The organism is Gulosibacter molinativorax (assembly GCF_003010915.2).
Lineage (GTDB): Bacteria > Actinomycetota > Actinomycetes > Actinomycetales > Microbacteriaceae > Gulosibacter > Gulosibacter molinativorax.
In genome coordinates, this window is record NZ_CP028426.1 from 226,024 (window position 1) to 251,002 (window position 24,979).

General features: G+C 64.2%; 28 protein-coding genes and 1 tRNA gene. 19 read left to right on the plus strand and 10 right to left on the minus strand.

From position 1 onward, the window contains the following. The first annotated feature begins 18 nt into the window (after nt 1-18). The gene (locus GMOLON4_RS01165) at nt 19-1,644 is read left to right on the plus strand and encodes a bifunctional folylpolyglutamate synthase/dihydrofolate synthase (protein ID WP_084147582.1); all 1,626 of its coding nucleotides are present in this window, start codon (nt 19-21) and stop codon (nt 1,642-1,644) included. Then, the gene (locus tag GMOLON4_RS01170; protein ID WP_051267081.1) at nt 1,638-2,054 is read left to right on the plus strand and encodes a DUF4233 domain-containing protein; all 417 of its coding nucleotides are present in this window, start codon (nt 1,638-1,640) and stop codon (nt 2,052-2,054) included. Before GMOLON4_RS01165 ends, GMOLON4_RS01170 begins: the two co-directional genes overlap by 7 nt. Nucleotides 2,055-2,199: 145 nt before the next feature. On the opposite strand, the gene speB is transcribed toward GMOLON4_RS01170, so the two are convergent. Beyond that, nucleotides 2,200-3,171, minus strand: a complete 972-nt coding sequence (gene speB / locus GMOLON4_RS01175; RefSeq protein ID WP_026937414.1) for an agmatinase — start codon at nt 3,169-3,171, stop codon at nt 2,200-2,202. Nucleotides 3,172-3,340: 169 nt separating this feature from the next. On the opposite strand from speB, the gene ndk reads away from it, so the two are divergent. Further along, nucleotides 3,341-3,763, plus strand: a complete 423-nt coding sequence (ndk, locus tag GMOLON4_RS01180; RefSeq protein WP_026937415.1) for a nucleoside-diphosphate kinase — start codon at nt 3,341-3,343, stop codon at nt 3,761-3,763. Here the strand turns inward: ndk and GMOLON4_RS01185 are convergent. Then, a complete protein-coding gene (locus GMOLON4_RS01185) occupies nt 3,760-4,239 on the minus strand; it encodes a DUF3237 domain-containing protein (RefSeq protein ID WP_026937416.1) in 480 nt (159 codons plus the stop codon). The genes ndk and GMOLON4_RS01185 overlap by 4 nt on opposite strands. 357 nt (nt 4,240-4,596) lie before the next feature. Between GMOLON4_RS01185 and GMOLON4_RS01190 the strand changes: the two genes are divergently transcribed. From GMOLON4_RS01190 to rsfS, 7 genes are all read left to right on the plus strand, one after another. Next, nucleotides 4,597-7,467, plus strand: a complete 2,871-nt coding sequence (locus GMOLON4_RS01190) for an Rne/Rng family ribonuclease (protein WP_051267083.1) — start codon at nt 4,597-4,599, stop codon at nt 7,465-7,467. Nucleotides 7,468-7,651: 184 nt separating this feature from the next. Beyond that, nucleotides 7,652-7,960 carry a 50S ribosomal protein L21 gene (rplU, locus tag GMOLON4_RS01195; protein ID WP_026937417.1) on the plus strand — a complete coding sequence of 103 codons (309 nt, stop codon included), beginning with the start codon at nt 7,652-7,654 and terminating at the stop codon, nt 7,958-7,960. 18 nt (nt 7,961-7,978) lie between these two features. Next, nucleotides 7,979-8,233, plus strand: coding sequence for a 50S ribosomal protein L27 (gene rpmA / locus GMOLON4_RS01200; protein WP_026937418.1), 255 nt, complete (start codon nt 7,979-7,981; stop codon nt 8,231-8,233). A gap of 171 nt (nt 8,234-8,404) precedes the next feature. After that, the gene (gene obgE, locus GMOLON4_RS01205; RefSeq protein WP_026937419.1) at nt 8,405-9,922 is read left to right on the plus strand and encodes a GTPase ObgE; all 1,518 of its coding nucleotides are present in this window, start codon (nt 8,405-8,407) and stop codon (nt 9,920-9,922) included. 10 nt (nt 9,923-9,932) lie between these two features. After that, nucleotides 9,933-10,178 (plus strand): hypothetical protein, encoded by a 246-nt coding sequence (locus GMOLON4_RS01210; protein WP_035733203.1) that lies wholly within the window; start codon nt 9,933-9,935, stop codon nt 10,176-10,178. An 85-nt stretch (nt 10,179-10,263) separates the two neighbouring features. Beyond that, nucleotides 10,264-10,836 (plus strand): nicotinate-nucleotide adenylyltransferase, encoded by a 573-nt coding sequence (gene nadD, locus GMOLON4_RS01215; RefSeq protein WP_026937420.1) that lies wholly within the window; start codon nt 10,264-10,266, stop codon nt 10,834-10,836. Nucleotides 10,837-10,881: 45 nt separating this feature from the next. Further along, on the plus strand, nt 10,882-11,295 hold the full coding sequence (gene rsfS, locus GMOLON4_RS01220) for a ribosome silencing factor (protein ID WP_026937421.1): 414 nt from the start codon (nt 10,882-10,884) through the stop codon (nt 11,293-11,295). On the opposite strand, the gene GMOLON4_RS01225 is transcribed toward rsfS, so the two are convergent. Then, nucleotides 11,292-12,164 carry a DMT family transporter gene (locus GMOLON4_RS01225; protein WP_026937422.1) on the minus strand — a complete coding sequence of 291 codons (873 nt, stop codon included), beginning with the start codon at nt 12,162-12,164 and terminating at the stop codon, nt 11,292-11,294. The genes rsfS and GMOLON4_RS01225 overlap by 4 nt on opposite strands. A gap of 8 nt (nt 12,165-12,172) precedes the next feature. After that, nucleotides 12,173-13,540 (minus strand): FAD-binding oxidoreductase, encoded by a 1,368-nt coding sequence (locus tag GMOLON4_RS01230; RefSeq protein ID WP_026937423.1) that lies wholly within the window; start codon nt 13,538-13,540, stop codon nt 12,173-12,175. A gap of 77 nt (nt 13,541-13,617) precedes the next feature. Here GMOLON4_RS01230 and GMOLON4_RS01235 point away from each other — a divergent pair, with 77 nt between their 5' ends. After that, nucleotides 13,618-14,415 carry a sulfite exporter TauE/SafE family protein gene (locus tag GMOLON4_RS01235; RefSeq protein WP_026937424.1) on the plus strand — a complete coding sequence of 266 codons (798 nt, stop codon included), beginning with the start codon at nt 13,618-13,620 and terminating at the stop codon, nt 14,413-14,415. 43 nt (nt 14,416-14,458) lie between these two features. Here GMOLON4_RS01235 and GMOLON4_RS01240 read toward each other — a convergent pair whose 3' ends face one another. Continuing rightward, complete coding sequence (locus GMOLON4_RS01240) at nt 14,459-15,607, minus strand: ISAs1 family transposase (RefSeq protein ID WP_106486788.1); 1,149 nt, start codon at nt 15,605-15,607, stop codon at nt 14,459-14,461. 184 nt (nt 15,608-15,791) lie between these two features. On the opposite strand from GMOLON4_RS01240, the gene GMOLON4_RS01245 reads away from it, so the two are divergent. Next, nucleotides 15,792-15,864, plus strand: a tRNA-Ala gene (locus tag GMOLON4_RS01245). Between the two features lie 139 nt (nt 15,865-16,003). On the opposite strand, the gene GMOLON4_RS01250 is transcribed toward GMOLON4_RS01245, so the two are convergent. Continuing rightward, a complete protein-coding gene (locus tag GMOLON4_RS01250; protein WP_051267375.1) occupies nt 16,004-16,591 on the minus strand; it encodes a DUF1990 family protein in 588 nt (195 codons plus the stop codon). A 23-nt stretch (nt 16,592-16,614) separates the two neighbouring features. After that, the gene (locus GMOLON4_RS01255) at nt 16,615-16,992 is read right to left on the minus strand and encodes a nuclear transport factor 2 family protein (RefSeq protein ID WP_026937787.1); all 378 of its coding nucleotides are present in this window, start codon (nt 16,990-16,992) and stop codon (nt 16,615-16,617) included. A 324-nt stretch (nt 16,993-17,316) separates the two neighbouring features. Between GMOLON4_RS01255 and GMOLON4_RS01260 the strand changes: the two genes are divergently transcribed. From GMOLON4_RS01260 to GMOLON4_RS01280, 5 genes are all read left to right on the plus strand, one after another. Then, nucleotides 17,317-18,519, plus strand: a complete 1,203-nt coding sequence (locus tag GMOLON4_RS01260) for a sensor histidine kinase (protein ID WP_146137569.1) — start codon at nt 17,317-17,319, stop codon at nt 18,517-18,519. Further along, nucleotides 18,516-19,175 carry a response regulator gene (locus tag GMOLON4_RS01265; RefSeq protein WP_026937785.1) on the plus strand — a complete coding sequence of 220 codons (660 nt, stop codon included), beginning with the start codon at nt 18,516-18,518 and terminating at the stop codon, nt 19,173-19,175. Before GMOLON4_RS01260 ends, GMOLON4_RS01265 begins: the two co-directional genes overlap by 4 nt. Nucleotides 19,176-19,263: 88 nt before the next feature. Continuing rightward, entirely contained in the window at nt 19,264-20,913 is a 1,650-nt protein-coding gene (locus GMOLON4_RS01270) for an MDR family MFS transporter (RefSeq protein ID WP_245575557.1), read from the plus strand. 480 nt (nt 20,914-21,393) lie between these two features. After that, complete coding sequence (locus GMOLON4_RS01275; RefSeq protein WP_051267373.1) at nt 21,394-21,735, plus strand: LppP/LprE family lipoprotein; 342 nt, start codon at nt 21,394-21,396, stop codon at nt 21,733-21,735. Between the two features lie 85 nt (nt 21,736-21,820). Further along, a complete protein-coding gene (locus GMOLON4_RS01280; protein ID WP_026937783.1) occupies nt 21,821-22,273 on the plus strand; it encodes a hypothetical protein in 453 nt (150 codons plus the stop codon). Between the two features lie 86 nt (nt 22,274-22,359). On the opposite strand, the gene GMOLON4_RS01285 is transcribed toward GMOLON4_RS01280, so the two are convergent. Beyond that, nucleotides 22,360-22,734 (minus strand): YccF domain-containing protein, encoded by a 375-nt coding sequence (locus GMOLON4_RS01285; RefSeq protein WP_026937782.1) that lies wholly within the window; start codon nt 22,732-22,734, stop codon nt 22,360-22,362. A 35-nt stretch (nt 22,735-22,769) separates the two neighbouring features. Here GMOLON4_RS01285 and GMOLON4_RS01290 point away from each other — a divergent pair, with 35 nt between their 5' ends. Next, nucleotides 22,770-23,507: an EI24 domain-containing protein gene (locus GMOLON4_RS01290; protein WP_245575554.1), complete on the plus strand. Its 738-nt coding sequence runs from the start codon at nt 22,770-22,772 to the stop codon at nt 23,505-23,507. 72 nt (nt 23,508-23,579) lie between these two features. Here GMOLON4_RS01290 and GMOLON4_RS01295 read toward each other — a convergent pair whose 3' ends face one another. After that, nucleotides 23,580-24,014, minus strand: a complete 435-nt coding sequence (locus GMOLON4_RS01295) for a helix-turn-helix transcriptional regulator (protein ID WP_026937780.1) — start codon at nt 24,012-24,014, stop codon at nt 23,580-23,582. Between the two features lie 41 nt (nt 24,015-24,055). Beyond that, a complete protein-coding gene (locus GMOLON4_RS01300; protein WP_026937779.1) occupies nt 24,056-24,466 on the minus strand; it encodes a VOC family protein in 411 nt (136 codons plus the stop codon). 144 nt (nt 24,467-24,610) lie between these two features. Between GMOLON4_RS01300 and GMOLON4_RS01305 the strand changes: the two genes are divergently transcribed. Then, nucleotides 24,611-24,904, plus strand: coding sequence for a 4a-hydroxytetrahydrobiopterin dehydratase (locus tag GMOLON4_RS01305; protein ID WP_051267371.1), 294 nt, complete (start codon nt 24,611-24,613; stop codon nt 24,902-24,904). Nucleotides 24,905-24,979: the final 75 nt, after the last annotated feature.

Here is a 24,979-nt window from a genome sequence, read left to right on the forward strand (position 1 = left end):
GCTCGAAAGGGCAGAAGCATGAGCAACGAACGCGAAAATAACCTCGACGACGAGTTCGATCCGAACGAGGAACTCACCGCTGAATATCTCATCAAGATGTTTGGCGGGGCCCCGTTTGATGAGGGGCACGAAGAAGAGGGCGTAACCGACGAAGAACTCAGCGAGCGCGAACTCGCCGAGCGCGAGCGCCTCGATAACACCGACTGGCGGGCCGAGGCCGACGAGGTCTACGAGGAGCTGATGACCCGCGTCGGCGAGGCCCAGCCCGAACCCCGGCTGGGACCGACGCGGCGTGCCTGCCAGCTGCTTGGTGACATTCACGAGGCGTGGCCGATGATTCACATCACCGGCACGAACGGGAAGTCGTCGACGGCCCGGCTCACCGAGTCGATCCTGCGCGCGCACGGCCTGCGCACCGGCCTGCTCACGAGCCCGCACCTGATTCGCCTCAACGAGCGGATAGGCATCGACGGCGCCCCGATTACTGACGAGCGACTCGTCGCGAACTGGCGCGACATCGAGCCATTCATCGCGATCGTCGACAACGAACTCGAGGTTGCGGGGGAGCCGCGGCTCACCTTCTTCGAGGCACTCACCGTGCTCGCATTTGCGTGCTTCACGGATGCGCCGATCGACGTCGCGGTGGTCGAGGTCGGGATGGGCGGCGAGTGGGATTCGACGAACGTGGCCGACGGTTCGGTCGCGGTATTCACGCCGATCTCGCTCGACCACCAGGACCGCCTCGGCAACACTGTGGCCGAGATCGCGTCGACCAAGGCGGGCATCATCAAGCCCTCCGCTGCGGTTGTGACCGCCGCCCAGGTGCCGGAGGTCATGGACCAGCTGCGTCGCGCAGCCCAGCTGCAGGAAGCCACGCTCTACTCGGAACCCGAGAAGTTTGCCGTGACCGCGGACCAGATGGCGGTTGGCGGCCGACTCGTGTCGGTGCGCGGCATCGCGGGCCAGTACGACGACCTGCCGGTGGCGCTCGCGGGCGACTACCAGGCGCATAACGCGGCCCTCGCGATCGCGGCGGTCGAGGCCTTCTTCGGCGGCGAACGCCAGCTCGACTACGACACGGTCGCCCAGGGCACCGCGTCGGCGGTCTCGCCCGGACGCCTCGATCTGATCGGCACCGACCCCGCCGTCATCATCGACGCCGCGCACAACCCGCACGGCGCCGCGCACCTCGCGCAGGCGATGACGGAGACGTACAACTTTGACGAGCTGACCGTCGTGCTGGGCGTCCTGCAGGGCAAGTCCGTCGCCGGCATCATCAAGCCGCTCGCGAGCATCGCGAGCCGCCTCATCATCACCGAGTCGGATTCGCCCCGTGCGATTCCCGCGTGGGAGCTTGCGGACGAAGTTCGCGAAATCATCGGCGAGGAGGCATCGGCGCAGAAGCGCCTCGAGATCATCGAGCGTGCTCAGGATGCGTTCGACACGGCTCGGCGCGAGGCTACGGATGCGGCCGTGCTCGCCGACCGTGAGGGGCGGCCGCTGTCGGCAGGCGTGCTCATCACAGGGTCGATCACCCTCGTTGGTGAGGCCGCCGCGCTCGCGCTCGAAGACGGCTGGAAAGCGCAGGCAACGCCACCCGACGACGAAACAGAGCAGCTCGACGAGCAGGAGGATGAGTGGTGAAACAGCGCCGATACCGGACGATGACCGAGCAGCTCGGCACGATCCTCATCGCGTTCGAAGTCATCGTGGTGTTCCTCGGGGCGCTCGCGCTCTTCGGGCTCAAGGTGCTGCCGCCGATGGTGGCCCTGGGTGGGGGCGCGATCTTCATCGTGCTGTTCTTGGCGGGAATCTACGCGCTTCGCAAGCCGTGGGGCGTCTGGTACGTCCTCGCGCTGCAGATCGCGCTCACGTTGACGGGGTTCATCCACGGCGCGATGTTCCTCGTGGGCGGGCTCTTCCTCGCGCTCTGGATCTACTGCCAGTACCAGGGCGGCAAGATCGACGCGGAGCGCGCGCCGGTCATCGAGGCCTACGAGCGCGAGATGGCCGCGCGAAAGGAAGCAGAGGAGCGCGGCACGGTCGCCGAGTAGTCGCGGAGGTGCGGCACCATACGGTCGCCGAGTAGGTGCGGAGGTGCGGCACCATACGGTCGCCGAGTAGGTGCGGAGCACCGTATCGAGGTGCGGCGCGCTTCGATATGCGCGTTCGGCGCAACTCACCGCGCGAGCTGGCGACTCACCGAGCGGTTTGGTCGGCGAGCGCAGTGACGATTTCGTAGACCACGTGCGCGGCGGCGATCCCCGTGATCTGCGCGTGGTCATACGCCGGGGCAACCTCGACGACGTCTGCCCCAACGAGGTTGAGCGCCGAAAACTCCCGCAGCATCCGCAGCAGCTCGCGGCTCGCGAGGCCGCCAGCTTCTGGCGTGCCGGTGCCCGGCGCGAAGGCGGGATCGAGCACATCGATGTCCACCGAAAGGTAGACCGGGCGCGTGCCAACCCTGGTGCGCATCCGCGCGATTGCCGCGGGTACGCCCTCGTCGGCAATCTCGTTGGACGTGATGATCGCGAAACCGAGCCGTTCGTCATCGCGTAGGTCCTGGCGGTTGAACAGCGGCCCGCGGATGCCGACGTGCAGGCTCGCCTGGCGATCGATGAGCCCCTCGCGAGACGCAACGCGGAACGGATCGCTGTGCGTGATCGGTGCACCGAAGTCGGTGTCCCACGTGTCGAGGTGGGCATCGAAGTGGATGACCGCGACGGGGCCATGCTGTTTCGCGACCGATCGCAGCATCGGAAGCGCGATGGTGTGGTCACCACCGATGGTCACGAGCCTCGCGCCGTCCGCCCGGAGCGCATCCGTACCCCGCTCCATCTCGGCAACCGCGGTCGCGATATCGAATGGCGTCACGGCGATATCTCCCGCATCTACCACCTGGGCCTGGGCGAACGGATCCGAGTCGGTGGCGGGGTTGTGCGGCCGAAGTAGCCGCGAAGACTCGCGCACGTGCGCGGGGCCGAAGCGCGCGCCGGGACGGTAACTCGCGCCGCTATCGAAGGGGATGCCCACGATCACGATGTCGGGGTGCTCCACCTCGTCGAGCCGAGGGAGGCGTGCGAACGTCGCGATACCAGCGAATCGCGGAGTCATGCTCGCGTCAACAGGTCCGACCGTCCCCGATTCGAATCGCTCATACTCCGCGCTCATATCCACCGCCTCCGCTCCAGTGCCGAATGCCGCTTGAAGGAAACTATGACGGATCAACTCGGGCAACAGCTTGGCACATGCCGGTGCGCCGAAACTTGGCACCGTCGAGCCGCGAGCGAATGGGAACCGAGTAACGTTGTCATCAACCCAACACGAAGGAGCCTTCAGCATGTCCTCGCAACAGGAACAGACCCTCGTCCTTGTTAAGCCCGATGGCGTTCGCCGCAACCTGATCGGCGAGGTCCTCGCACGAATCGAGCGCAAGGGCTACGTCGTCACCGGCCTCAAGCTGGTGCAGGCAGAGCGCGCGACGCTCGAACAGCACTACGAGGAGCACGTGGGGAAGCCCTTCTACGAGCCGCTCGTCGAGTTCATGATGTCCGGCCCCATTGTCGCGGCGCGCGTCGAGGGTAACGGTGTGATCGAGGGCTTCCGTTCACTCGCCGGTGCGACGAACCCGACCTCGGCCGCCCCTGGCACCATTCGCGGTGACCTCGGACGTGACTGGGGCGCGAAGGTCATGGAGAACATCGTCCACGGTTCGGACTCCGTCGAGTCAGCCGAGCGCGAGCTCGGCATCTGGTTCGCCTAGTCGACCGCGAAGAAATCGAGGCGGACGGTATCCGGTTGCCGGGTACCGGAGCCAACGAACACGCGCGAGTTCACCCACGCAAAGGGTGAGCTCGCGTCGGTGCTTAACCGTGCCGCGAACCGGAAATAGATGCGCGCCGGGTCGACCTCTTTGCCGCTGACGAGGGCCTCGAGGTCCTCGGCAGATCCGGTGCGAATCGCATGGTTGTCGACGAATATCTTGGTGCCGTCCTCGGCCTCGATGACGTACATCGCCGAGAGCTCGGCGACATGCGGGCTCGGATAAAGCTGGAAGTCTGCGCCGGCGTCGAGCAACTTTCCGGACCAGCCGTCTCCGGTGACGGTGCCACCCCGAATTGGGATGATCTTGCGTGCACCGTGCAGGGTCTCACCGACCGTGATCGGGTCGTCGACCTCGACGGTGAGGGATGCGAAGAACGTCAGGGCGGGTGGTTCCGGAATGGGGTGAGCGGCCATGTCAGCCACGATAGGGGCTAGTTCTGACCGGCCCTGTGAGGTGTCGGCGTCCCAAGAAACCTGTCCAGGAGTGCGGCCAAGACACGCGCGGGCGTCTGGCGTAAACCGTCGTGCGGAGTAATGCACACTCCACTTGTAGCGAAATCATTCTCGGGAAGTCTGGCCTGCGTGCCATACTGTACGAGTGCGCGAGAGCGCATGAAGACTTTTTTGAGTGTCGCCCAGGCGAAGACTCAGCACTGCCGCACCGTGCGGCGACGCCACACCAAGGCGAGAAGGATTTCCCGCGTGCAATATTGCCGCGGACAGATTACCGGCCAGGACCGCACCGCGACTGGCTGGGGCAGGAGTACCCACGTGACCGTGGAAAACGAACAGCAGAACACCCCCGAAGCGCAGTCCAACGAGAACGCGGAGGCGGCCGAAAACGTCGAAGCGACCGAGCCCGAAACGACCGAGTCGGAAGCGACCGAGTCAGAAGCGACAGAGGCGGAAGAAGCCGAGGCCGACTCCGATCAGCCGAAGCGCGACCCGCGCATCCCCGAGGTCATCACGACCCGCACTCTGTTCTTCCTCGCACCCGACCTGCCCCCTGCATCCGAACGCCAGGCGCCGAGCCGCCGCCCGCGTGAGGAACCGGAAGAGGACGACACCGATGAAGAGCAGGAGTACGGCGGCCGCCGCTCTGGTCGTGGCCGCGGGCGTTCGCGCCGGGGGAGTCGCGGGCAGGAGCGCCGTGACGGTCGTGACTCGAACCAGCGCGACAACGGTCAGCGCGAAGATGACCGCGTCGAAGAGGTAGAAGAGAAGGAACCGATCACCGAGCCGCAGAAGGTTCAGGGATCGACCCGTCTCGCCGCGAAGCGTGCGCGCCGACGCGAGGGCCGCGACTCCGGTCGCCGTCGCGTGGCCGTCACCGAGAGCGAGTTCCAGGCACGCCGCGAGTCGGTTGACCGCAAGATGCTTGTCCGCTCGAAGAACAACCGCGTGCAGATCGGCGTGCTTGAGGACGACATCCTCGTCGAGCACTACGTCGCACGCAACGAGGACGTCTCGCTGATCGGCAACGTCTATGTCGGCCGCGTGCAGAACGTGCTGCCGAGCATGGAGGCCGCGTTCATCGACATCGGCGGCGCGCGCAACGCCGTGCTCTACTCGGGCGAGGTCGACTGGGCCGCCGCCGAGATGGGTGCGAACCAGCCGCGCAAGATTGAGAACGCGCTGAAGTCCGGCGACAAGGTGCTCGTCCAGGTCACGAAGGACCCGGTCGGTCACAAGGGCGCCCGCCTAACGAGCCAGGTCTCGCTTCCCGGCCGCTACCTCGTGTACGTCCCCGGCAACACGATGAACGGCATTAGCCGCAAGCTCCCCGACACAGAGCGCGCGCGCCTGAAGAAGATCCTCAAGGAGGTCCTGCCCGAGGGCGTGGGCGTCATCGTGCGCACCGCCGCGGAAGGCGCCACCCAGGAGCAGCTGCAGCTTGACGTCGAGCGCCTCACCAAGCAGTGGGAGGACATTCAGCGCAAGGCGAAGAACTCCGCGAAGGCGCCGCAGACGCTGCACGCCGAGTCGGACATGCTCGTGAAGATCGTCCGTGACGTGTTCAACGAGGACTTCGACAAGCTGATCGTCCAGGGCCAGTCGGAACTCGACACGATCAAGACCTACCTGGGCCAGGTTGCCCCGGACCTCGTCGACCGGGTCGAGCGCTACAACGGCGGCAACGACGACATCTTCGGCGAGTACCGCGTCAACGACATGATCGACAAGGCCCTCGCGCGGAAGGTCTGGCTGCCCTCGGGCGGCTCGCTCGTGATCGACCGCACCGAGGCGATGACGGTCGTCGACGTCAACACCGGCAAATTCGTCGGCACCGGTGGCAACCTCGAAGAGACCGTCACCAAGAACAACCTTGAGGCGGCGGAAGAGATCGTTCGCCAGCTGCGCCTGCGCGATATCGGCGGCATCATCGTGATCGACTTCATCGACATGGTGCTCGAATCGAACCGCGACCTCGTGCAGCGGCGCCTCGTCGAGGGCCTCTCGCGAGACCGCACGAAGCACCAGGTAGCGGAGCTCACGAGCCTCGGGCTCGTGCAGATGACGCGAAAGAAGATCGGGCTGGGCCTGCTCGAGACCTTCTCGGAGCCGTGCACCCACTGCGACGGCCGCGGCGTCGTGATCCACGGCGAGCCCGTGAGCAGCAACAACAATGGCGGCCAGTCCTCCGGCGGCGGTCGCAAGGGCCGTGGCTCCCGCAACCGCGGCAAAGGCCAGCAGCAGAACAGCCAGCAGCAGGACTCGAAGCCGCAGAATGGCCACGAGCACCACCACAACAATGGTGCGACGCACGAGATCACCGAGGACACGCGCAACGCGCTGACCAAGATTGCGTCGTCCACCATCGGTGGGGCCGGCGAAGCACACGCGCAGGCTCCCGAGGTGCAGGAAGTCGTCGACGCCGCGACGAAGGAAATCGTCAAGGTCGTCAAGGAACTCGAGTCGAACAAGTCGGCTCAGCGCGACAACGAGCGCGATGGCCGCTCGAAGGATGCTGGGGCTAGGTCGAAGCGCCAGCGCGGCGAGTCCTCGGGGTCGTCGGACGAACAGCGTTCTTCGGAAGGCCAGGGTTCGTTGAAGGGGCAAGACCGTGACAAGGGCCAGCGCTCTGAGCAGGGCCAGGGCCACGAGGATGGTCAGGGCTCTGAACGGAGTCACGGCTCGGATCGGGGCCAAGGCAGCGAGAAGGGCTCGTCGCGTCGTTCGCGCCGGAACCGTCGGGTTCGCACCGAGGCACCGAGTGCGCGAGTCGAGGCCGGTGGCGATGACGCAAAGGGTGACGAGCAGCCGCAGCAGGAGCGCTCCGATCGCGCGTCGGATGCATCCCTCACGATCGATCTCCCGGCACCCGTCGAGCACGAGGCAGACGCGCCGCGTGACCCGCAGCAGGTTGAAGCCGCGCTGAGCTCGCTTGACGCCGCACTCGACTCGCTCATTAGCCCGAGCGGTGACAGCCCGCGCGATGACTCCGCGGATGCGAAGTCGACCGCAGAGGCACCTGTCGAAGCGGAAGCACCTACCGAAGCGCAGGCCCCTGTCGCGGAGGCCAAGCCGGAATCTGCTAAGCAGGAAACCGCATCCTCGTCGACCAGTTCGCGCCGGAAGCGCGGGGCGCGTCGCCGGATCACGACCGGGCCGATTTCGACCGGGTCGGGCGAGGAATCCTAAAGAGTGCGGTGACGCTTGACGTCACTGTAATTTCTCGAGTAGGATAAATCGCTGTTGCACGTTACTCATTGCATGCGGCATCTGTCGCGTAGCTGAGTTTGAATGTGTGTTGTTCTCTCCGGTGTTACGCCGGATCAATCCGCTCTGGACGACCGTCCAGAGCACAGAGAAAAAGGTAGCTGAAGTGGTATTCGCAGTTGTGCGCGCCGGTGGCCGGCAAGAAAAGGTCGAAGTCGGCTCGGTTGTCACGATGAACCGTGTCGTCGCAGACGACAAGGGCAACGTGAACCTTCCCGCCGTGCTGCTCGTTGATGGTGACAAGATCACCAGCGACGCAGACAAGCTCGCGAAGGTGACCGTGACGGCCGAGGTCGTTGAAGACCTGCGCGGTCCCAAGATCCGCATCCAGAAGTACAAGAACAAGACGGGGTACAAGAAGCGCCAGGGTCACCGCCAGGAGCTCACCACCGTCAAGATCACTGACATCAAGTAGTCCGAGGAGCGATTCAGGATGGCAAGCAAGAAGGGCGCAAGCTCAACTAAGAACGGTCGTGACTCGAACGCGCAGCGCCTCGGCGTCAAGCGCTTTGCTGGTCAGGACGTAAACGCAGGCGAGATCCTCGTGCGTCAGCGTGGAACTAAGTTCCACCCGGGCGTCAACGTGGGCCGCGGCGGCGACGACACCCTCTTCGCACTCGCCGGTGGCACCGTCGAGTTCGGCAACAAGGGTCGCCGCAAGGTCGTCAACATCGTCACTGGTGAGTAATCACCGAGTCGAGACGACTTCACACCCCGCATCGGCGTAAATACGCTAGCTAGGGGCACATAGGTTCCGAAGAGGGGCGGAGAATTCTCCGCCCCTCTTTGCTACTTACAGAACAGGGCTAATCACCCGTAGGCGCACGAAACACTGGGCGCAAGAGTAAATGGAGAATCGATGACCACGTTTGTTGACGAGGTAAAGCTGTATTTGCGTGCCGGAGACGGCGGCAATGGCTGCATGTCGATTCGCCGCGAAAAGTTCAAGCCCCTCGCCGGCCCAGACGGCGGCAACGGGGGAGACGGCGGCGACATCACGATCGTGGCCAACCCTGACGTCACCACGCTGCTGAGCTATCACCACTCACCCCACCGCCGCAGCGAGTCGGGTGAGTTTGGCATGGGTGACTACCGCCATGGCGGCAAGGCCGTCGATCTTGAGCTGCCTGTGCCGGTCGGCACCGTGGTTCGCGACGCCGACGGCGAGGTGCTCGCCGACCTCAGTGAGCCCGGGATGACCTTCCTCGCGGCCGAGGGCGGCCAGGGTGGCCTGGGTAACAACGCCCTCGCGAACAGCCGCCGCAAGGCGCCCGGCTTCGCGCTGCTCGGCACGCCCGGTGACGAGGTGGAGATTCACCTCGAATTGAAGACGGTCGCCGACGTCGCGCTCGTGGGCTACCCGTCCGCGGGGAAGTCCTCGCTGATCGCGGCGATGAGCGCCGCGCGTCCGAAGATCGCCGACTACCCGTTCACGACGCTGCACCCAAACCTCGGGGTGGTCGATTCCGGTAACACCCGCTTTACGATCGCGGATGTGCCCGGGCTGATTGAGGGCGCAGCCGAGGGCCGCGGCCTCGGCCTCGAATTCTTGCGCCACGTCGAGCGCTGCTCCGTGCTTGTGCACGTCCTCGATACCGCGACGCTCGAGCCGGGCCGTGACCCGCTGAGCGACCTCGACATCATCCTGAACGAACTTAACTCATACGACGTGCCCGAGGGGCAGGTGCCGCTCACCGAGCGTCCGTCGCTCGTCGTGCTCAACAAGGTGGACATCCCGGACGGTCGCGAACTTGCTGAGTTCGTGAAGCCCGAGCTCGAAGCGCGAGGATTCCGCGTGTTCGAAATCTCAGCCGTCGCCCACGAGGGTCTGCGCGAGCTTGGCTTCGCGCTGGGCCAGATCGTCGAGGAGGCACGTGCCGAGCGGGCAACCGAGCTCGAGAATCGTCCGCGCATCGTGATCCGCCCGAAGACAAAGCGCGAGGAATCGTTCCAGATTCGCGTCGAGGGTGGCACGTGGGGCAATATCTACCGCATCCTCGGTCGCAAGCCCGAGCTGTGGGTCAAGCAGTGCGACTTCACGAATGACGAGGCCGTCGGCTACCTCGCCGATCGGCTCGCGAAGCTCGGCATCGAAGAGGCGCTCGTCAAGGCGGGTGCGCAGGCCGGCTCGATGGTTGTTGTCGGTGAAGGTGACGGGCAGATTTTCGACTGGGAGCCGACTCTGTCCTCGGCCGCCGAGGTCATGACCGCGCACGGCACCGACCCACGTCTCGACGAGAGCACTCGCGCCACGCGCAAGGAGCGCAAGGAGGCCTACCACGAGTGGATGGACGCCAAGGCGGCCGCTCGTGCCGAGCTCGAAACCGAGCGCGAGGCGGGCATCTGGACGGAAACCGCCGACGAAAAGAACGGCTAGGATAAAGACTATGTTTGAGCTTCCGACCGTTATTCAGGCTGCCGAGGAAATGATCGTGACCCCCGGGCCGATGATCTTCCCGCCGATCGTTTTCGGCATCGCAATGTTTGCGCTCCTCATGGTGGTCGCGCTGATCACCTTCTCGTTCCGCAACATGTCGGCACGCCACGACTCGCCGGGACGCGTCTACCGTCACGACCCCGTCGGTCACCCCGGTCAGCCCATCCTTGAGTCGGGGCACAACGACACCCACTAGGGTGCCGCTGTTTCTTTAGTACCTCGTGACGCCACCGAATTCGGAGCCGGACTTCAGCGTCCACCATCGGCGTCGAATCGGGATCATGGGTGGCACCTTTGATCCCATTCACAATGGTCACCTCGTTGCAGCGAGCGAAGTTGCGCAGCACTTCCTCCTCGACGAGGTGTACTTCGTTCCTACCGGAACGCCCTACATGAAATCCGGCGTGAGCGACGCCGAACACCGGTACCTGATGACGGTTATCGCGACCGCCTCAAATCCGCGGTTCAAGACGAGCCGCGTCGACATCGACCGGGCCGGTCCCACGTACACGATCGACACGCTTCGGGACATCAACACGCTCGCGCCGAACGCCGATCTCTTCTTCATCACCGGTGCGGATGCCGTGACGCAGATCCTCGAGTGGAAAGACTCGAGCGAGCTGTTCCGGTACGCCCACTTCGTCGCGGTATCGCGGCCCGGCCATGAGATCGACCTCGAGGGGCTGCCTCCAGAGCACGTCTCGACGCTCGAGATACCGGCACTTGCGATCTCATCCACCGACTGCCGCGCGCGCGTGCGCAAGGGGTACCAGGTCTGGTACCTCACGCCCGACGGGGTGCAGCAGTACATCGCGAAAAACCAGCTCTATCGCCAATCCGAAACCAATCAATAGGCTGCTCCGAGCATCCACCTCACACTCACTAGGAGAACCTTCTTTATGACGGCAAGCGAGCTCGCTCTCGAACTCACCCAACTTGCGGCCAAGGCGGCCGACGAACGATCTGCCTTTGACCTCGTCGCCCTGGATGTGAGCGCGAACATGCCGTTCGCCGACGTCTTCCTCCTCGCTTCTGGGCGCAACGAGCGGATGGTGCTCTCGATTGCCGAGGAGATCGAGGATCAGCTCCGTGAGGAGAAGGACCTCAAGGCGAAGCGCCGCGAAGGCACCGACAACGGTCGCTGGGTGCTCATCGACTTCGGCGATCTCGTCGTGCACGTCTTCCACGAAGAAGATCGCGTCTACTACGGTCTCGAGCGGATCTGGGCGGATGCGCCGGTCGTCGAGCTCGACGTGCTGACGCAGGCTCCGGCCGAGGATGCATCGGCAGAGGATGCGCCTGCCGAAGACTAGCTCGCTGGTTGGGTCCCTGATCGCCGCTGCGACAGGGTAACCAGCACCGCACCCAGGAACACGAGCGCGCATCCACCCGCCTGCGGGAGGGTGAACCGCTCGCCGAGAAACGCGACCCCCGCGATGACCGCCACGATGGGTGCCGTGTAGGTGATGAGCGAGGCGAGGGTCGGACCCGCCGCCTTGATCAGCCCGAAATACGCCACGAACGCGAGCGAGGTGCAGAGCACCCCGAGCACGGCGATGGCGATGCCGGTTGGCGGCGAAATCGACGTGACCGGACCTTCGGCGATGAACATGATCGCCGCGAGGACGGGCGCCGCCGTCAGCAGCATCGCCGCGGTCAGCACGAGCGGATCGGTGTCGGCAAACCAGCGGGCGATCAGCACCGTGCTGAATGCATAGGACAGTGACGCGCCGATGAGCATGTAGACGCCCGGCCCCGCCGACTGCACGCCGAGAATACCGGCGACCCCAGCCAGGCCGATCACGAGCCCCACCCAGCCGAGGGCGCGCATCCGCGGTTTCTTCGCGAGGAGCGGGGCGAGCACCGCGATGAACATCGGCTCGGTGGCGATGAGGATCCCGGCGGTACCCGATGGGACGGTGAGCTGGCCGGTCGCGATCAGGATGAACGGGATCACGACCTGCAGGAGCGCGATCGCGGGCAGATGGATCGGATGCCGCTGGAACACGCGCCACCGACCCTTGGTGAGCAGCACCGGCGCCAGTACGAGGGCAGCGAGAACGACGCGCAGCGTCGCGACCGAAATTGGTCCCAGCTCGCGCAGCGCTACCTCATTGAAGAGGTAAGGGATGCCCCAGAGGATTGAAACGGTGAGGAAGAGCGCAATCGCGGTGCGGTTCAAGTCGGCGCTCAGAACACTTTGCCGGGGTTGAGCAGGCCCTGCGGGTCGAACACGGCCTTGATCTGCCGCTGCAGGTCGAACTGATCCTGGCCCAGCTCATCCTTGAGCCAGCGCCGCTTCAGCAGGCCGATGCCGTGCTCGCCGCTGAGCGTCCCGCCGAGCTTCAGCGCGAGCGCGAACACCTCGCTCGCGGCCTCCCAGATGTGCACCGGCACCTCCTCACCCTGAAACACGAACGTGGGGTGCAGGTTGCCGTCACCGGCGTGGCAGGACGTGGCAATGATCACGTCGTACTTCGCCTCAATCTCGCGGATCGCGGAGAATGCGGCGACCGTCTGATCCCGCGGCACCGCGATGTCCTCAATGAGCAGCGTCCCCTTTGCCTCGAGGGCGGGGAACGCATTGCGGCGGATGTTCACGAGCCGGGCGCTCTCGACCGGATCCGTGGTGGTCTCGACGATCGACCCCGGCATTGTGAGGAGCTCCGCGACCCGCGCCGCGGTCGCGTGCGAGTCCGGGCCGTCGCACTGCACGAGCAGGTAGGCGTCGCTGCCGCGACTGATCGACTCCCCGAAGAAGTCGTCGAGGGCCTCGAGCGTGCGGAGGTCGACGAGCTCCATGATCGCGGGCACGAGACCGTCGCGCGTGATCGCAGCCGCGCCGGCCGCCGCATCCTCGAGCCGCTCAAAATAGGCGCCCAGCGTCACCGTCTCGCCGACCACGAGCGGTTGCAGCTTGAGTGTGCATTCGACGATCACGCCGAGCGTGCCCTCGGAACCGATCATGAGCGCGCACAGGTCGTATCCCGTGACACCCTTGACGGTGCGGTGGCCGACCTCGATGAGTCGCCCGTCGCCGAGCACGACCTTGAGCGCGAGGACGGCCTCGCGGGTCACGCCGTACTTCGCGCAGAGCAGTCCGCCCGCGTTCATCGCCACGTTGCCGCCGACGGTCGAGATGTCCTTGCTCGCGGGGTCGGGCGCCCACCACATCCCGTGCTCCTGGAGCGCCGCGTTGAGTGCGCCGTTCAGGATGCCCGGCTGCACAACCGCGAGCCGGTTGTCTTGCGAGATTTTAAGGATGCGATTCATCCGCATCAGCGAAAGCACTATTTCGCCGGGGCCGGCGACCGCGCCACCGGCAAGTCCAGTGCCTGCGCCACGGGTCACGATCGGCGTGTTCGTTTCGGAAGCGATGCGGCAGACCGTCTGCACCTCCTCGATCGACTCGGGGTAAACGGCGATGAGGGGGAGACCTGCGGATTCGTGCCCAGAGCGGTCAACCGTAAACTCGGCAATGTTCGTGGCCTCTGACTCGACCCGTCCGGGGAGCGCTTCGGTCAGGGCGGTGACGACGTCGTCAGTGGGCAGCGGCATTGGTTCCTTCTTTGCGAGCGAAAGCCTGGTGGTACCGTCATCCTATTCGCCCACGAATCACCCGATCGGAAGAGCCTTTGAATACGACTGCCCCCGCACCCCACCGAAACTGGCTCGGCCTCATCATCACCGGCCTCGTGGTCGGCATCGCTTCGGGACTGTTCGGGGTCGGCGGCGGCATCCTCATCGTTCCGGTGCTCGTGTACCTGCTCCGTTACGACGCGAAGATCGCCTCCGGAACGTCACTGCTCGCGATCGTGCTTCCGTCAGTTGTGGGTGTGACTTCGTACGCGCTCCAGGGCAACGTGGATGTGCTTCTCGCGGCACTGCTCGCCGTCGGGTCGATCGTCGGGGCCCCGATCGGATCGTGGCTCTTGACGAAGGTGAACCGGCGCGTATTGCAGTGGATCTTCATCGGGTTCCTCATCATCGTGATCGTCTCGCTCTTCCTGGTGATTCCCTCGCGTGATGCCATCGTCCACATCAATGTGTGGACCGGAGTGCTGCTGGTGCTCGTCGGCCTCTTCACCGGCGTCGCCTCGGGGCTGCTCGGTATCGGCGGCGGAGTCATCGTCGTGCCGGTCTTGGTCTTGTTGTTCGGCGCGAGCGACCTCGTCGCGAAGGGGTCGTCGCTGCTGATGATCATCGCGACCGGCATCTCCGGCACTGTCGCAAACGTCCGCAACAAGAACGTCGACCTGCCCGGCGCGCTCGCGATTGGGCTCGGCGCCGCGGTCGTCACCCCGCTCGGGGTGTGGCTCGCCGGGGCACTGAGCCCCCAGGCCGCGAACATCACGTTCGCTTGCTTCCTCGTGCTCGTCATCGCTCGCATGGCGGTGGATGCGTGGCCACGCAAGAAGGGCCGCGGCGCGTAATCGGGTTTGGCTGCGTCCGCGTGGCTGGATTTGCAGGGCTCTTTCAAAGTCCGGTGATGGTTCTGATCGTGTTCGGGCGTGTGCCAGCATGGCGCAGGGCCGCGGTGATGTTCGTCGCGCCAGCCAAACGGTGCACGGTGATCGCTAGGTTTCGGATCGTGGCCATCAAGTGCGCGGCGTTGCCGGTACGGACCTGGGAAGCATCTTCGCGGTAGGCGGTATCGCGGATCCAATGCAACCGGTTCTCGATACCCCAATGCCCGCGAATGTAGCTCGCTAGGGCGGCGGGGCTGGCCTGTTCGGGTGGCAGCGAGGTGATCACGAACACGTGCTCGCGCGTGGACTCGCGGGTGCGGGGGTTGGTGCGGTCGCGCGTCAATCGCATTGTTTGTGCCGCGTGCGGGAACCTGATTCGCGTCGGGGCGGGCAGGCAGGTCGCTTCCCAGCGAGTGATCCTGCCGTGTTTCTTCTCGGTGTCGAGAAAGCCGGGTTGGTGGTGGGCCCAGTTCTGCTGCATGATCCGATCGCGCAGTGCTCGCTGGTTCGATTTCACGGTGAAGACATAGTGTGCGCCGTGCTCGTGTAACCAGTGTGCGTGGGATGTTTGGGTGTGGAGCGCGTCCGCAGTGACGATCATCCCCTGCAGGTCACCGAGCCTGGCGAGCAGGATCGGGAAGTGCGGGATCTCGTTCGTTTTCTCCGGGATGGGTTCTTGCTCGATCACACAGCCGGTACCGTGATCGAACGCGGCCATCAGGAACACGCGTTGCCCGTTGGCGTGTTTCGCGCCGCGGACTTCTTTGCCGTCGATGGCGACGACCTTGCTGGTGACGGAGTGCTGGTTGCGGGTCCACGCGCCTAAGTGTTCGTCGAGCCAGACCGGGTCGGCGCTGGTCGCGACGCGGTGCATCGTGGCGAGGGAGGGGGTTCGTCCTGATGGGAACGGCCGGGTTTGGGCTTGGTGGGCGGCCCATTCGGTGATCATGGTGAGGGATTTTGCGCCGCAGAGTACCGCGGCCACGAAGATGCTGAGGAGTTCCGCGAATTCGTACCGGCAGCCGCGTCGGGAGCGTGGGTCTGGGGTGGTCGCGAGGAGATTGCGGAGGGCCTCGAAATCGATTTCGGGGACAGCCTCGAAGTCGGTCGGAGCAGTGGTGGTGGCGCAAATCAGGTCGATCAACGATGATGACATGTGAGAACTCCTGTGTTCCAACGGTTGTGGTAACCACCGGATTAACAGGAGTTCTCATCGGTTAAAAGCGGCCACGCCGCGCGCACGCCTCATCCAGGACTTTGAAAGAGCCCTGCTGGATTTGCGAGCTTTGCAGAAAGTGGGCTATAGTCGTTGAGTTGCTCGCCTCCGGGAGAGCGAAATTGGGGCTATGGCGCAGCTGGTAGCGCACCTGCATGGCATGCAGGGGGTCAGGGGTTCGAATCCCCTTAGCTCCACAGTGGACAATGACCCCGACTTCGGCACTACGGTGAGGAAGTCGGGGTCATTCGCCGTTTTCAATATTTAGCTCCGCTCGCGGCCGCCCACGTTCTGCGTTCCACTCCCGTGAGCAGGCGGGGCGTTGGAACTGTCGCGTCAGCAGAGCGGTCCCGCGAGCGATTCGAGGTAGGTGTTTTTGAGCCCGCCACGAAAGAGCAAGACGATCGGGTAGGCGAGTGCCCAAATGCCCTTGCCCGGTCCGCTGTAGGTGCGGAGCAAGAAATGCACGGAATCGTCCGCCCTGTGTTCGACGATAAAGGCGACTTCGCCGCTCACAGGGTGCCCGCTCAGCGTCCCGAAGGCGAAACCCTTTCGATGCGGCTCATCGACAACGTAAACCACGCGAACTGGCATCGTCATGATGAGTGGGCCGAATCGACGTCGTAACCGGACGGTCATCCCTTGCTGCATTTGAGCGTAAGGCTCTTCAGCGTCACCAAGACTGACGTCGCCTCCTTCGGACGTATCCGGAACGGGAAGAATTGCGTATCCCGCGTGCCGCTGGATGCCCCAGGACAGCGTCTGCGTCCACGCATGTTTCCAGCGTGCCTCACCGCGGCCGATCTGCACGACCTCGTCGGTGACTCGCCCACGACGACTCCGATCGGCCGTGGTGTCGCGACCTCCGGTGATGCCAACTTCAGCGTAATTAAAGCGCTTCTCGTGAATCCGTCGCTGTCGCATGATCGGCCTAGTTTTCTTGCGGGCTAGAACATGCCGTTGTCGTTGGCTGCTTCGGCCGGGACGTCCTGGATAACGTCCCAGTGCTCGACGACCTTGCCGTTTTCAAGGCGGAAGATGTCAGCGAGTGCGCGGCCTGGTTCGCCCGCGCGCAGCACGAGCTGGGAATGGGTGAAGACGAGGTCGCCCTCCGCCATGACGCGCTTGATGTTCAGCTGCAGCTCGGGGTTATCGCCACGGAGCCACTCGACAAAGCCGATGAATGCCTCAGGTCCATCCGGGGCCTGCGGGTTGTGCTGGATGTACCGGTCGCCAATGTGGTCGGCCACGGCCTTCGCGGGGTCACCGTCGAAGGCAGTCTGGTAGAAGTCGACGACAATCTGCTTGTTCTGTTCGAGATCCATTTTCCTCTTCCATTCTCGTTGTGAAAGGGGCCTGTTAGCGATGTGGAATCACCATCTAGGGACATCCGAGGCCCGGTACTGCTGGAGTGCCACGTGCTTCGTGGCATGTGCAAAATTACGACCAGGGCAAATGCGTCAACAAGGTGCCAATGCGCCTTGGTACGGTGAAAAACGGACAACTTCAGATTTCGTCGGTCTGGGTCCGTAATCCTCACAGCGCCGTCCTCCGTGTGGTGGAATGCATCCCAAGCACTGCGATCGCAGTACACGCCGATACTGCGACTGGAGGACACAGCTGGGAAGCAGCACTGCGACAATGGATGAGTGACCTCTCCCGCCAGCTCGACCGATATACCTTCGGATCCGCACGCTCGGATGCCCCGCTGGCTGCCGGATGCGTTGGTGACGCTACTGATCCTGGGCACCCCATTCGTCCAGGCACCGGTTCAAGAATTTACGCCCGCGAACCCAGCGGGTTGGGTGCTCTCCCTAATCCCCGCGGCGATCTTGCCGTTTCGAAGGAAGTGGCCGCACACTATCCTCGTGGTGCTGCTGGCAATCTTCGGTGCCGCGGCGGCGACGGGAACGCTGTCGCCGGGTGCCGGCGTCGCCGTGGCCGTGGCGATGTACCACGTCGCAAGTCGCACCTCGCGGCGCCGGGGGTTCATTATTGTCGCGATGGTAGCGCCAGTCATTGTTTTGCTCGGTCTGCTCGCGACCAAGGGGAGCGTGTTTGACCCGAGGGTCCTCCAATTCGGCTTCATCGTGGCCTTCGGTGCCGCCGCCGGGGATGGGTCGCGGTCGCGCCGTGAGTACATCGCCGCGATCGTCGAGCGAGCGCAGCGTGCGGAAGAGACCCGCGATGCCGAAGCGAAGCGGCGAGTGAGCGAGGAACGATTGCGGATCGCCCGCGACCTCCACGACGCGGTCGCGCACCAGATAGCCGTGATCAACCTCAACGCGGGTGTCGCATCCTCGGCCATCGATACCCGACCTGAGAAAGCCAAGCACGCCCTGGCCACGATCCGCACCGCGGGACGCGCCGTACTCGGCGAGATCGGTGATCTCCTCTCGATGCTGCGTTCGGCGGATGAGCCGCCCGCCATCGCGCCGCAGGCCAGCCTCGACCGGCTCGATGACCTCGTCACCCAGTTTCGTGCCGTCCGGATGGAGACCACCGTGCACGTCGACGGCGACCTCGCCCGGGCCGGGGACGCAACGAGTCGGGTCGCGTATCGGGTGATCCAGGAGTCCCTGACCAACGCGCACAAGCACGGCACCGAACACCGCGCGCACGTGCTCGTCGAGGTGGGCGTTGACGTGCTCACCGTGGTGGTCACCAATCCCGTCGCGCCGGACGGCGTTGAACAAAAGGATCCGGAGTGCGCAGTTAACGGCTCGGGGTTTGGGCTTGCCGGACTGCGCGAGCGGGTTGCGAGCGTCCGCGGCAGTATTGAGGCGGGACCGGATGCCGAGGGCTGGAAGGTCACCGCCCGGCTCCCAGTGACGAAGGACACCACCGTATGATTACCGTTCTCGTGGTCGACGACCAAGTCTTGATCAGGCAGGCCGTCGTGGATCTCTTCGATGCCGTAGACGACATTACGGTCGTTGGTCAGGCCGAGAACGGCCGTGAAGCGGTCGAGCTCGCCCTGTCGCTGCGCCCCGACATCGTGCTCATGGACATCCGGATGCCTGAGCTCGACGGTATCTCGGCGACCGAGCAGATCTGCGCCGAACCCGCGGCAGGAAAAATCCGGGTGCTGATCCTGACCACATTCGAGGAGGATGAATACGTGGTCAGCGCGATGCGCGCCGGGGCCAGCGGCTTTATCGGCAAAGGTGCGGAGCCCGAGGATATCGTCCGGGCAGTCCAATCCATTCACGCGGGCGACTCGCTGCTATCCGCAACCGCGACACGGGCGCTGATCGCTCGGCACGTGCCGCAATCGGTCGACCTCGACGCAAGCGAGCTCGCGAATCTTACCGACCGCGAGCGGGAAGTGCTCCTGTTGGTCGCCCGGGGGAAGACCAATCAGGACATCGCCGAAGAACTGTTCATCTCTCCGTTGACGGCGAAGACCCACGTGAACAGAATCATGGCAAAGCTCAACGCGCACGATCGGGCGCAGTTGGTGATCGTGGCCTACGAAACCGGCCTCATCTCGCCTGGTGTGCCGTAGGTTCGGGCCGCCGCTACTGCGATCGCAGTACGCCAAAATGCTGTGGCTGCAGGATGTGCCGGGCACCCCGGGCGGGAAATATAGGAAGGTGACTACTTCGACTGCCTCCCCAACGAACCTGGATGTTGACAACGCATCCACGCCAACCGACAAGCGCCGCATCCTGCTCGTCTTTGCGGGCCTGCTGGTGGCGATGCTGCTCTCCTCGCTCGACCAGACGATCTTTTCCACGGCCCTGCCGACGATCGTCGGTGAGCTGAACGGTGTCAACCACATGCTGTGGGTGACCACGGCGTATCTGGTCGCGGCAACGATCATGATGCCGATCTACGGCAAACTGGGCGATCTGATCGGGCGCAAGGGACTCTTCATCGGGGCCCTCTCGGTCTTCCTCGTCGGCTCGGTGATCGGCGGGCTCTCGCAGGACATGACGTGGCTCATCATTGGTCGGGCAGTGCAGGGTATCGGTGGCGGCGGACTGATGATCCTGTCGCAGGCGATCATCGCCGACGTCGTGCCCGTGCGGGAACGCTCGAAGTACATGGGCGTGATGGGTGCCGTCTTCGGTATCTCGGCAGTTGCTGGCCCGCTGCTCGGTGGCTGGTTCACCGAGAGCATCGGTTGGCGGTGGGCGTTCTGGATGAACATTCCCCTCGGCATCATCGCGATCATTCTCGCCGCGGTATTCCTGAAGCTCCCGAAGCACGACACCAAGGTGAAGTTCGATATCTGGGGAACCATCACGATGGCAATCGCCGTCACGGCCGTCATTCTCGTCGCATCCTGGGGCGGCACCGAGTACGAGTGGAACTCGCCGACCATCATCTGGCTAAGCGTGATTGCGGTGATATTCAGCGCACTGTTCGTGTTCGCCGAGTCCAAGGCAGCCGAGCCGATCATCCCGCTGTCGCTTTTCCGCAGCCGTAACTTCGTGGCTGCTACCGCTGCCGGGCTGTTCATCAGCGTGGCCATGTTCGGCGCCGTCTCGTACCTGCCCACCTACCTGCAGATCGTGGCTGGTGTCAATGCGACCATCTCCGGTTTCATGCTTCTTCCAATGATCCTTGGACTCACGCTGACTGCCATTGTCACCGGGTTCATCGCGTCAAAGACCGGCCGGTATAAGTGGATGCCGATCGCGAGCATGATTGTCCTTGGCATTGGGCTGTGGCTGCTGTCGACACTCACCGTGGAGACCCCGACGTGGGTGCTTCTGAGCTACCTGTTCGTCCTTGGTGCGGGCGTTGGTCTGGGCATGCAGATCCTCGTGCTGGTCGTGCAGAACTCGTTCCCCGACAGCCAGGTTGGCACGGCGACCGCAGCCAACAACTTCTTCCGCGAGATCGGCGCATCCCTGGGTGGTGCGGTCGTCGGCGCGCTGTTCACTTCTCGACTTACCGACTTGTTTGCGGAACGGATGCCCGCCACGGGTCAGGTCGGCGACGTGAATTCGTTCACCCCCGAGAGCGTTAGCGACCTGCCGACCGCGCTCTACGACATCGTCGTCGGCGCGTACAACGACGCGCTCACCCCGGTGTTCGCGATGCTCATCCCGATGGTGGTGCTCGGCCTCGTGATCGTGCTGTTCATCAAGGAAGTACCGCTGCGCGCTGCGCTTGAGCCTGGTGAGGTAACGGCCGACGGCGAGGAGGCGTACGCCGAGGGGTCTGCCTTGGGTGCCGCTGACGCCGTCGCACCGGCTGACGCAACCGTGAATAAGGGCGCTGCCCAGTCCTAGCAAATCCCCGGCTTCGGCACTCCGGTGCCGGAGTCGGGGATCTTTGTTCTGCGCTACATTTGGTGACGCGCGCGGAGAATTCCTGGTTTCATCATCACTACGAATGGGTGACACAAGGCCAAGACTCCATAGGGTGAAATCATGCGAAACACGAGCGGTAGAAATCTCTTGTTACTCCCCGCCATCGTTCTGGCAGGCACGTTGCTTCTAGCAGGGTGCACCGGCTCGAGCAGTGGAGCAGGGCCGACGAATTTCGCCAGTCAGTCAGCTCAATCGACGGGGTCCGACGAGAACCGATCTGGTACGGGCTCCACCTCGGAACCGGAGCCGGACGTCGCCCCAGCGCCTGAGCAGGAATCAGCGACTGCCGCACCTTCAACGCCAGTCGCTGAAGAAACGTCGAGCGATGCCTGTGCGGATTCGAGTCCCGAGGTCGCCCTCGACTCGGCGATGCCCTACCTGCCTCCCGTGGTTGAAGGGATGGATTTCGAGTGGGCGCCCGAGCAGGCCGAACTCGAGAATTACGACAACTGTGCGGCGCTTTCCTGGATTCTGATTACCGCCCGAGGCGGCACGGTTTCGACGCCGTGGCAGATCATCCTGTTTCACCAAGGCGAGTTCATCGGGACTGCGACCTATACCTCGTTCGGGTTCTACCCGAACGTCTCGCGAATCGACGACGCGTCGATCGAGGTCGACTACCGGTATCCGCTCGAGGGCGAAGGCAATGCCGGTGCGTCAGGAAGCGCAATCTCGACGTTCACATACGACGAAGCCACCGGTGAGGTCATTCACGCGGGGGAGTTCCCGCCGACTCAGTAGCGAAACGGTCTTATGAAGCGCCGCTTGCTCATAGAATTGTGACTTTGCATGATTTTGTACGGCAGCCACTCGGGGATAGGACCACATGAACAGCACAGAAACGGACATCCCCGCGGACGCGGACGAGGCGAAGACCGCGAACCGTCGGTATGCCAACCTCGACGAGGCACTGCAAGCGCAGGGCGTGCCCGAGTCGAACCACGAGTTCATTCGCAAGTTCGTCGACGGGCTCGACGTGATCGGGTTCTACGCTCGCAGCGGCTACATCAAGGCGATTCGGCGATCGCTGGGTCCAGCCATTCAAATCCATTCGGGATACTCGACCGGTTTTCGATCGGAGATGGAGATTTATGCGGTGCTCGGCGACGTCGAACATTCGGAGGGAAAGCGCGGCTGGACGGTCACGCATCCACGCCGAAAGGTGCCGGTGACCGACAGCGGCAAGGCACCCAAGCAGCGCGAGATCGAATATCCGATCTGCCCCGAGTGCTTCATGACGCTGCCCGCCACGGGAAAGTGTGACGACTGTGACGTCTGAGTAGTTCTAGAAAGGCTGGGGAGCTCAACGTAGCCCCGGCACGACGTCGGCGTGCTCAGCAGGTAACGAAAAACGGGAAGAGCTCGCTAGCGACGCTCCACAATCTCCTTGCCGAGCGGCATGAGAGAAACGGGTACGAGCTTGAAGTTCGCGATGCCGAGCGGAATGCCGATGATCGTGATGCACAGCGCGATGCCGGTGACGATGTGCTCGAGCGCGAGCCACCAGCCGGCGAGCAACACCCAGATAATGTTCCCCAGCAGGGCACCGACGCCAGCGCCGGGCTTCTCCACCACCTCGCGGCCGAACGGCCACAGGGCATAGACGCCGATTCGCGCGGCGGCGATGCCCCACGGGATCGTGACGATCAGGATGCACATGATCAGCGCCGCGAGCATGTAGCCGAGGAACAACCAGAACCCGGAGAGCACGAGCCAGATGATGTTCAAGAGCGTCTTCATAGCCCTAGTTTGACAGGGTTTGAAATAATCGCCGGATGCGTGGCTTTTGGCAGGGTGTTCGGATGCTCCTTCGCGGCTTCGGGTGGTGGAAGATCAACCCGGGGGTCATGGCGGCGGGGCTGATCCCCGCGCTCATCGTCGCGATACTGCTCACTGCGGCGCTCGTCTGGCTCGGGTTTTCGCTCCCCGACATCGTCGCGTGGCTCACGCCCTGGACGAGTGGCTGGGTCGATTGGCTCGCGAACGTCACCCAATTCGTGGTCGGCGCGGCAGTCTTCATCGGTGCGCTCATCATCGCGGGATTCACGTTCACCGCAGTCACCCTCGTCGTTGGCGAACCGTTCTACGACCGCATCTGGAAGAGCGTCGAGCGGCACGAATTCGGTACCGTCCCAGAGAGCGGATACAGCTTCTGGGGGAGCGTTGGCGATTCGCTCCTGCTGATCCTCAAAGGTATTGGGATCGCGATCGTGACGGCGCTCTTGGGCCTCATCCCGGTCGTCGGTGGCTTGATCGGCGCGGCCGTCGGCCTCCTGCTCGGAGGCTGGGTCTTGGCGGATGAGCTCACTTCGCGGGCACTCACGGCGCGCGGCATCGAGCCGGGCGATCGAGCGCAGCTGCGGGGTGCGAAGCGAGGCAAGACTCTGGGCTTCGGTGCCGCGACGAGCGCGTGCTTCCTCATCCCGCTCGGCGCGGTGTTCACGATGCCCGCAGCCGTCGCCGGCAGCACGCTCCTCGCGCACGACCTGCTGCAACCAGAACCTGAGGCCTAGCCGAGAACGCCAGACGCGGTGCTCCGAGGCAATTTGCTCCGGGGCAAAGCGCTCCGCGCGTCAGGTCGATTGCTAGCGCATCGATTCCGAGCGCTGCCGAATCGGGCGCGTGACCTGCTTCGCGAGGCAAGACGGGATGCCGACCACCGCATCCGCATCCTCCGCGGCATATGCGCTCGGTGACTTACCGACGAGCTCCGAGAAACGCGTGCTGAAGGTGCCGAGGGAAGAGAACCCGACCTCGAAGCACACCTCGGTGACGCTGAGGTCGCCACGACGCAGCAGCGCCATCGCGCGCTCGATACGACGGGTCATGAGATAGGAATACGGCGACTCGCCAAACACGCGCTTGAACTCGCGGCTGAGGTGGCGGCCGGACATGTTCGAGCCGCGCGCGAGCGCCTCGACGTCGAGCGGCGAGGCGTACTCGCGATCAATGCGATCGCGCACGCGGCGGAGCGTCACGAGGGTCTGACGCTTCTCTTCGTCGCTGCGAGAACTGGGCACTACCCGATTCTCCCACGCGGCGCTCCACCACGGGTCGCACATTAGGCGTTCTGGTTGATACGGATGAGGTTGCCCGAGGGGTCGCGGAAGGCGCAGTCGCGCACGCCGTAGAACTGCTCCGTCGGCTCCTGCACGACCTCGGCACCGGCGGCCTCGAGCTTCGCGAACAGCCCGTCGAGGTCGTCGGTCGCGAGGGTCAGCGCAGAGTACGCGCCCTTGGCAATCACGTCGAGGATCACTCGGCGCTCGTCGTCGGTCAAACCCGGGTCGATGGCAGGGGGAGTGAGCACGATGCTGGTTTCGGGGTGGTTGGCGGGGCCGACGGTGAGCCAGCGCATGTTGCCCTCGCCAACATCCTGGCGAACCTCGAATTCGAGGGCGTCGCGGTAGAACTTCAGCGAAGCCTCTGGGTCAGTGTGGGGCAGAAATGCGTAGTGAATGGTGATATCCATGACGCCAACGCTAGGCCCGCGCGATGGGTATCGCTTCTTGATTCCTGCCAAGTCGGCGAGAGCACCTCGACACCATTTGGCTGCGGTGTGAGACTGGCGTCAGCACCGCACCCGATACTGCCGCACTCGACGAGGAGAGAAGTCATGTCTGAAATCACGGAAGCCGAGGCCGCGAACGCATTGCCGAACTGGCGAGTCGTCGACGGCGGACTCGAGGTCGACCTCAAGGCGAAGGATTTCAAGGCCGGGTTCGCGTTCCTCACGCAGCTCGCCGACCTCGCGGAGGCGCAACAGCACCACCCAGACTTCGACGTCCGCTACAACCGCATCCACCTGCGCGTGTCGAGTCACGATGTCGGCGCAATCACCGACCGCGACGTGAAATTCGCGACCGCGGCGGACGCGCTCATCGACGCGGCTGGCCTCGAGCGTAGCTAGGCCAAAGCCGCTTACAAAAACTGCTCGCAAAACTACCGCTTGACATTGACGTTGCGTCAACCTCTAGCGTGGAAC

Excerpts from the sequence above, each read along its gene's own strand:
- GMOLON4_RS01305 (WP_051267371.1), top strand. The coding sequence starts at position 24,611 with ATGTCTGAAATCACGGAAGCCGAGGCCGCGAACGCATTGCCGAACTGG.
- GMOLON4_RS01240 (WP_106486788.1), bottom strand. The coding sequence starts at position 15,607 with ATGTCATCATCGTTGATCGACCTGATTTGCGCCACCACCACTGCTCCG.
- GMOLON4_RS01250 (WP_051267375.1), bottom strand. The coding sequence starts at position 16,591 with ATGCGACAGCGACGGATTCACGAGAAGCGCTTTAATTACGCTGAAGTT.
- ndk (WP_026937415.1), top strand. The coding sequence starts at position 3,341 with ATGTCCTCGCAACAGGAACAGACCCTCGTCCTTGTTAAGCCCGATGGC.
- GMOLON4_RS01210 (WP_035733203.1), top strand. The coding sequence starts at position 9,933 with ATGTTTGAGCTTCCGACCGTTATTCAGGCTGCCGAGGAAATGATCGTG.
- GMOLON4_RS01255 (WP_026937787.1), bottom strand. The coding sequence starts at position 16,992 with ATGGATCTCGAACAGAACAAGCAGATTGTCGTCGACTTCTACCAGACT.
- GMOLON4_RS01230 (WP_026937423.1), bottom strand. The coding sequence starts at position 13,540 with ATGCCGCTGCCCACTGACGACGTCGTCACCGCCCTGACCGAAGCGCTC.
- GMOLON4_RS01165 (WP_084147582.1), top strand. The coding sequence starts at position 19 with ATGAGCAACGAACGCGAAAATAACCTCGACGACGAGTTCGATCCGAAC.
- GMOLON4_RS01285 (WP_026937782.1), bottom strand. The coding sequence starts at position 22,734 with ATGAAGACGCTCTTGAACATCATCTGGCTCGTGCTCTCCGGGTTCTGG.
- GMOLON4_RS01275 (WP_051267373.1), top strand. The coding sequence starts at position 21,394 with ATGGATTTCGAGTGGGCGCCCGAGCAGGCCGAACTCGAGAATTACGAC.
- obgE (WP_026937419.1), top strand. The coding sequence starts at position 8,405 with ATGACCACGTTTGTTGACGAGGTAAAGCTGTATTTGCGTGCCGGAGAC.
- rpmA (WP_026937418.1), top strand. The coding sequence starts at position 7,979 with ATGGCAAGCAAGAAGGGCGCAAGCTCAACTAAGAACGGTCGTGACTCG.
- nadD (WP_026937420.1), top strand. The coding sequence starts at position 10,264 with ATGGGTGGCACCTTTGATCCCATTCACAATGGTCACCTCGTTGCAGCG.
- GMOLON4_RS01300 (WP_026937779.1), bottom strand. The coding sequence starts at position 24,466 with ATGGATATCACCATTCACTACGCATTTCTGCCCCACACTGACCCAGAG.
- rsfS (WP_026937421.1), top strand. The coding sequence starts at position 10,882 with ATGACGGCAAGCGAGCTCGCTCTCGAACTCACCCAACTTGCGGCCAAG.
- GMOLON4_RS01290 (WP_245575554.1), top strand. The coding sequence starts at position 22,770 with ATGCGTGGCTTTTGGCAGGGTGTTCGGATGCTCCTTCGCGGCTTCGGG.
- GMOLON4_RS01280 (WP_026937783.1), top strand. The coding sequence starts at position 21,821 with ATGAACAGCACAGAAACGGACATCCCCGCGGACGCGGACGAGGCGAAG.
- speB (WP_026937414.1), bottom strand. The coding sequence starts at position 3,171 with ATGAGCGCGGAGTATGAGCGATTCGAATCGGGGACGGTCGGACCTGTT.
- GMOLON4_RS01185 (WP_026937416.1), bottom strand. The coding sequence starts at position 4,239 with ATGGCCGCTCACCCCATTCCGGAACCACCCGCCCTGACGTTCTTCGCA.
- GMOLON4_RS01265 (WP_026937785.1), top strand. The coding sequence starts at position 18,516 with ATGATTACCGTTCTCGTGGTCGACGACCAAGTCTTGATCAGGCAGGCC.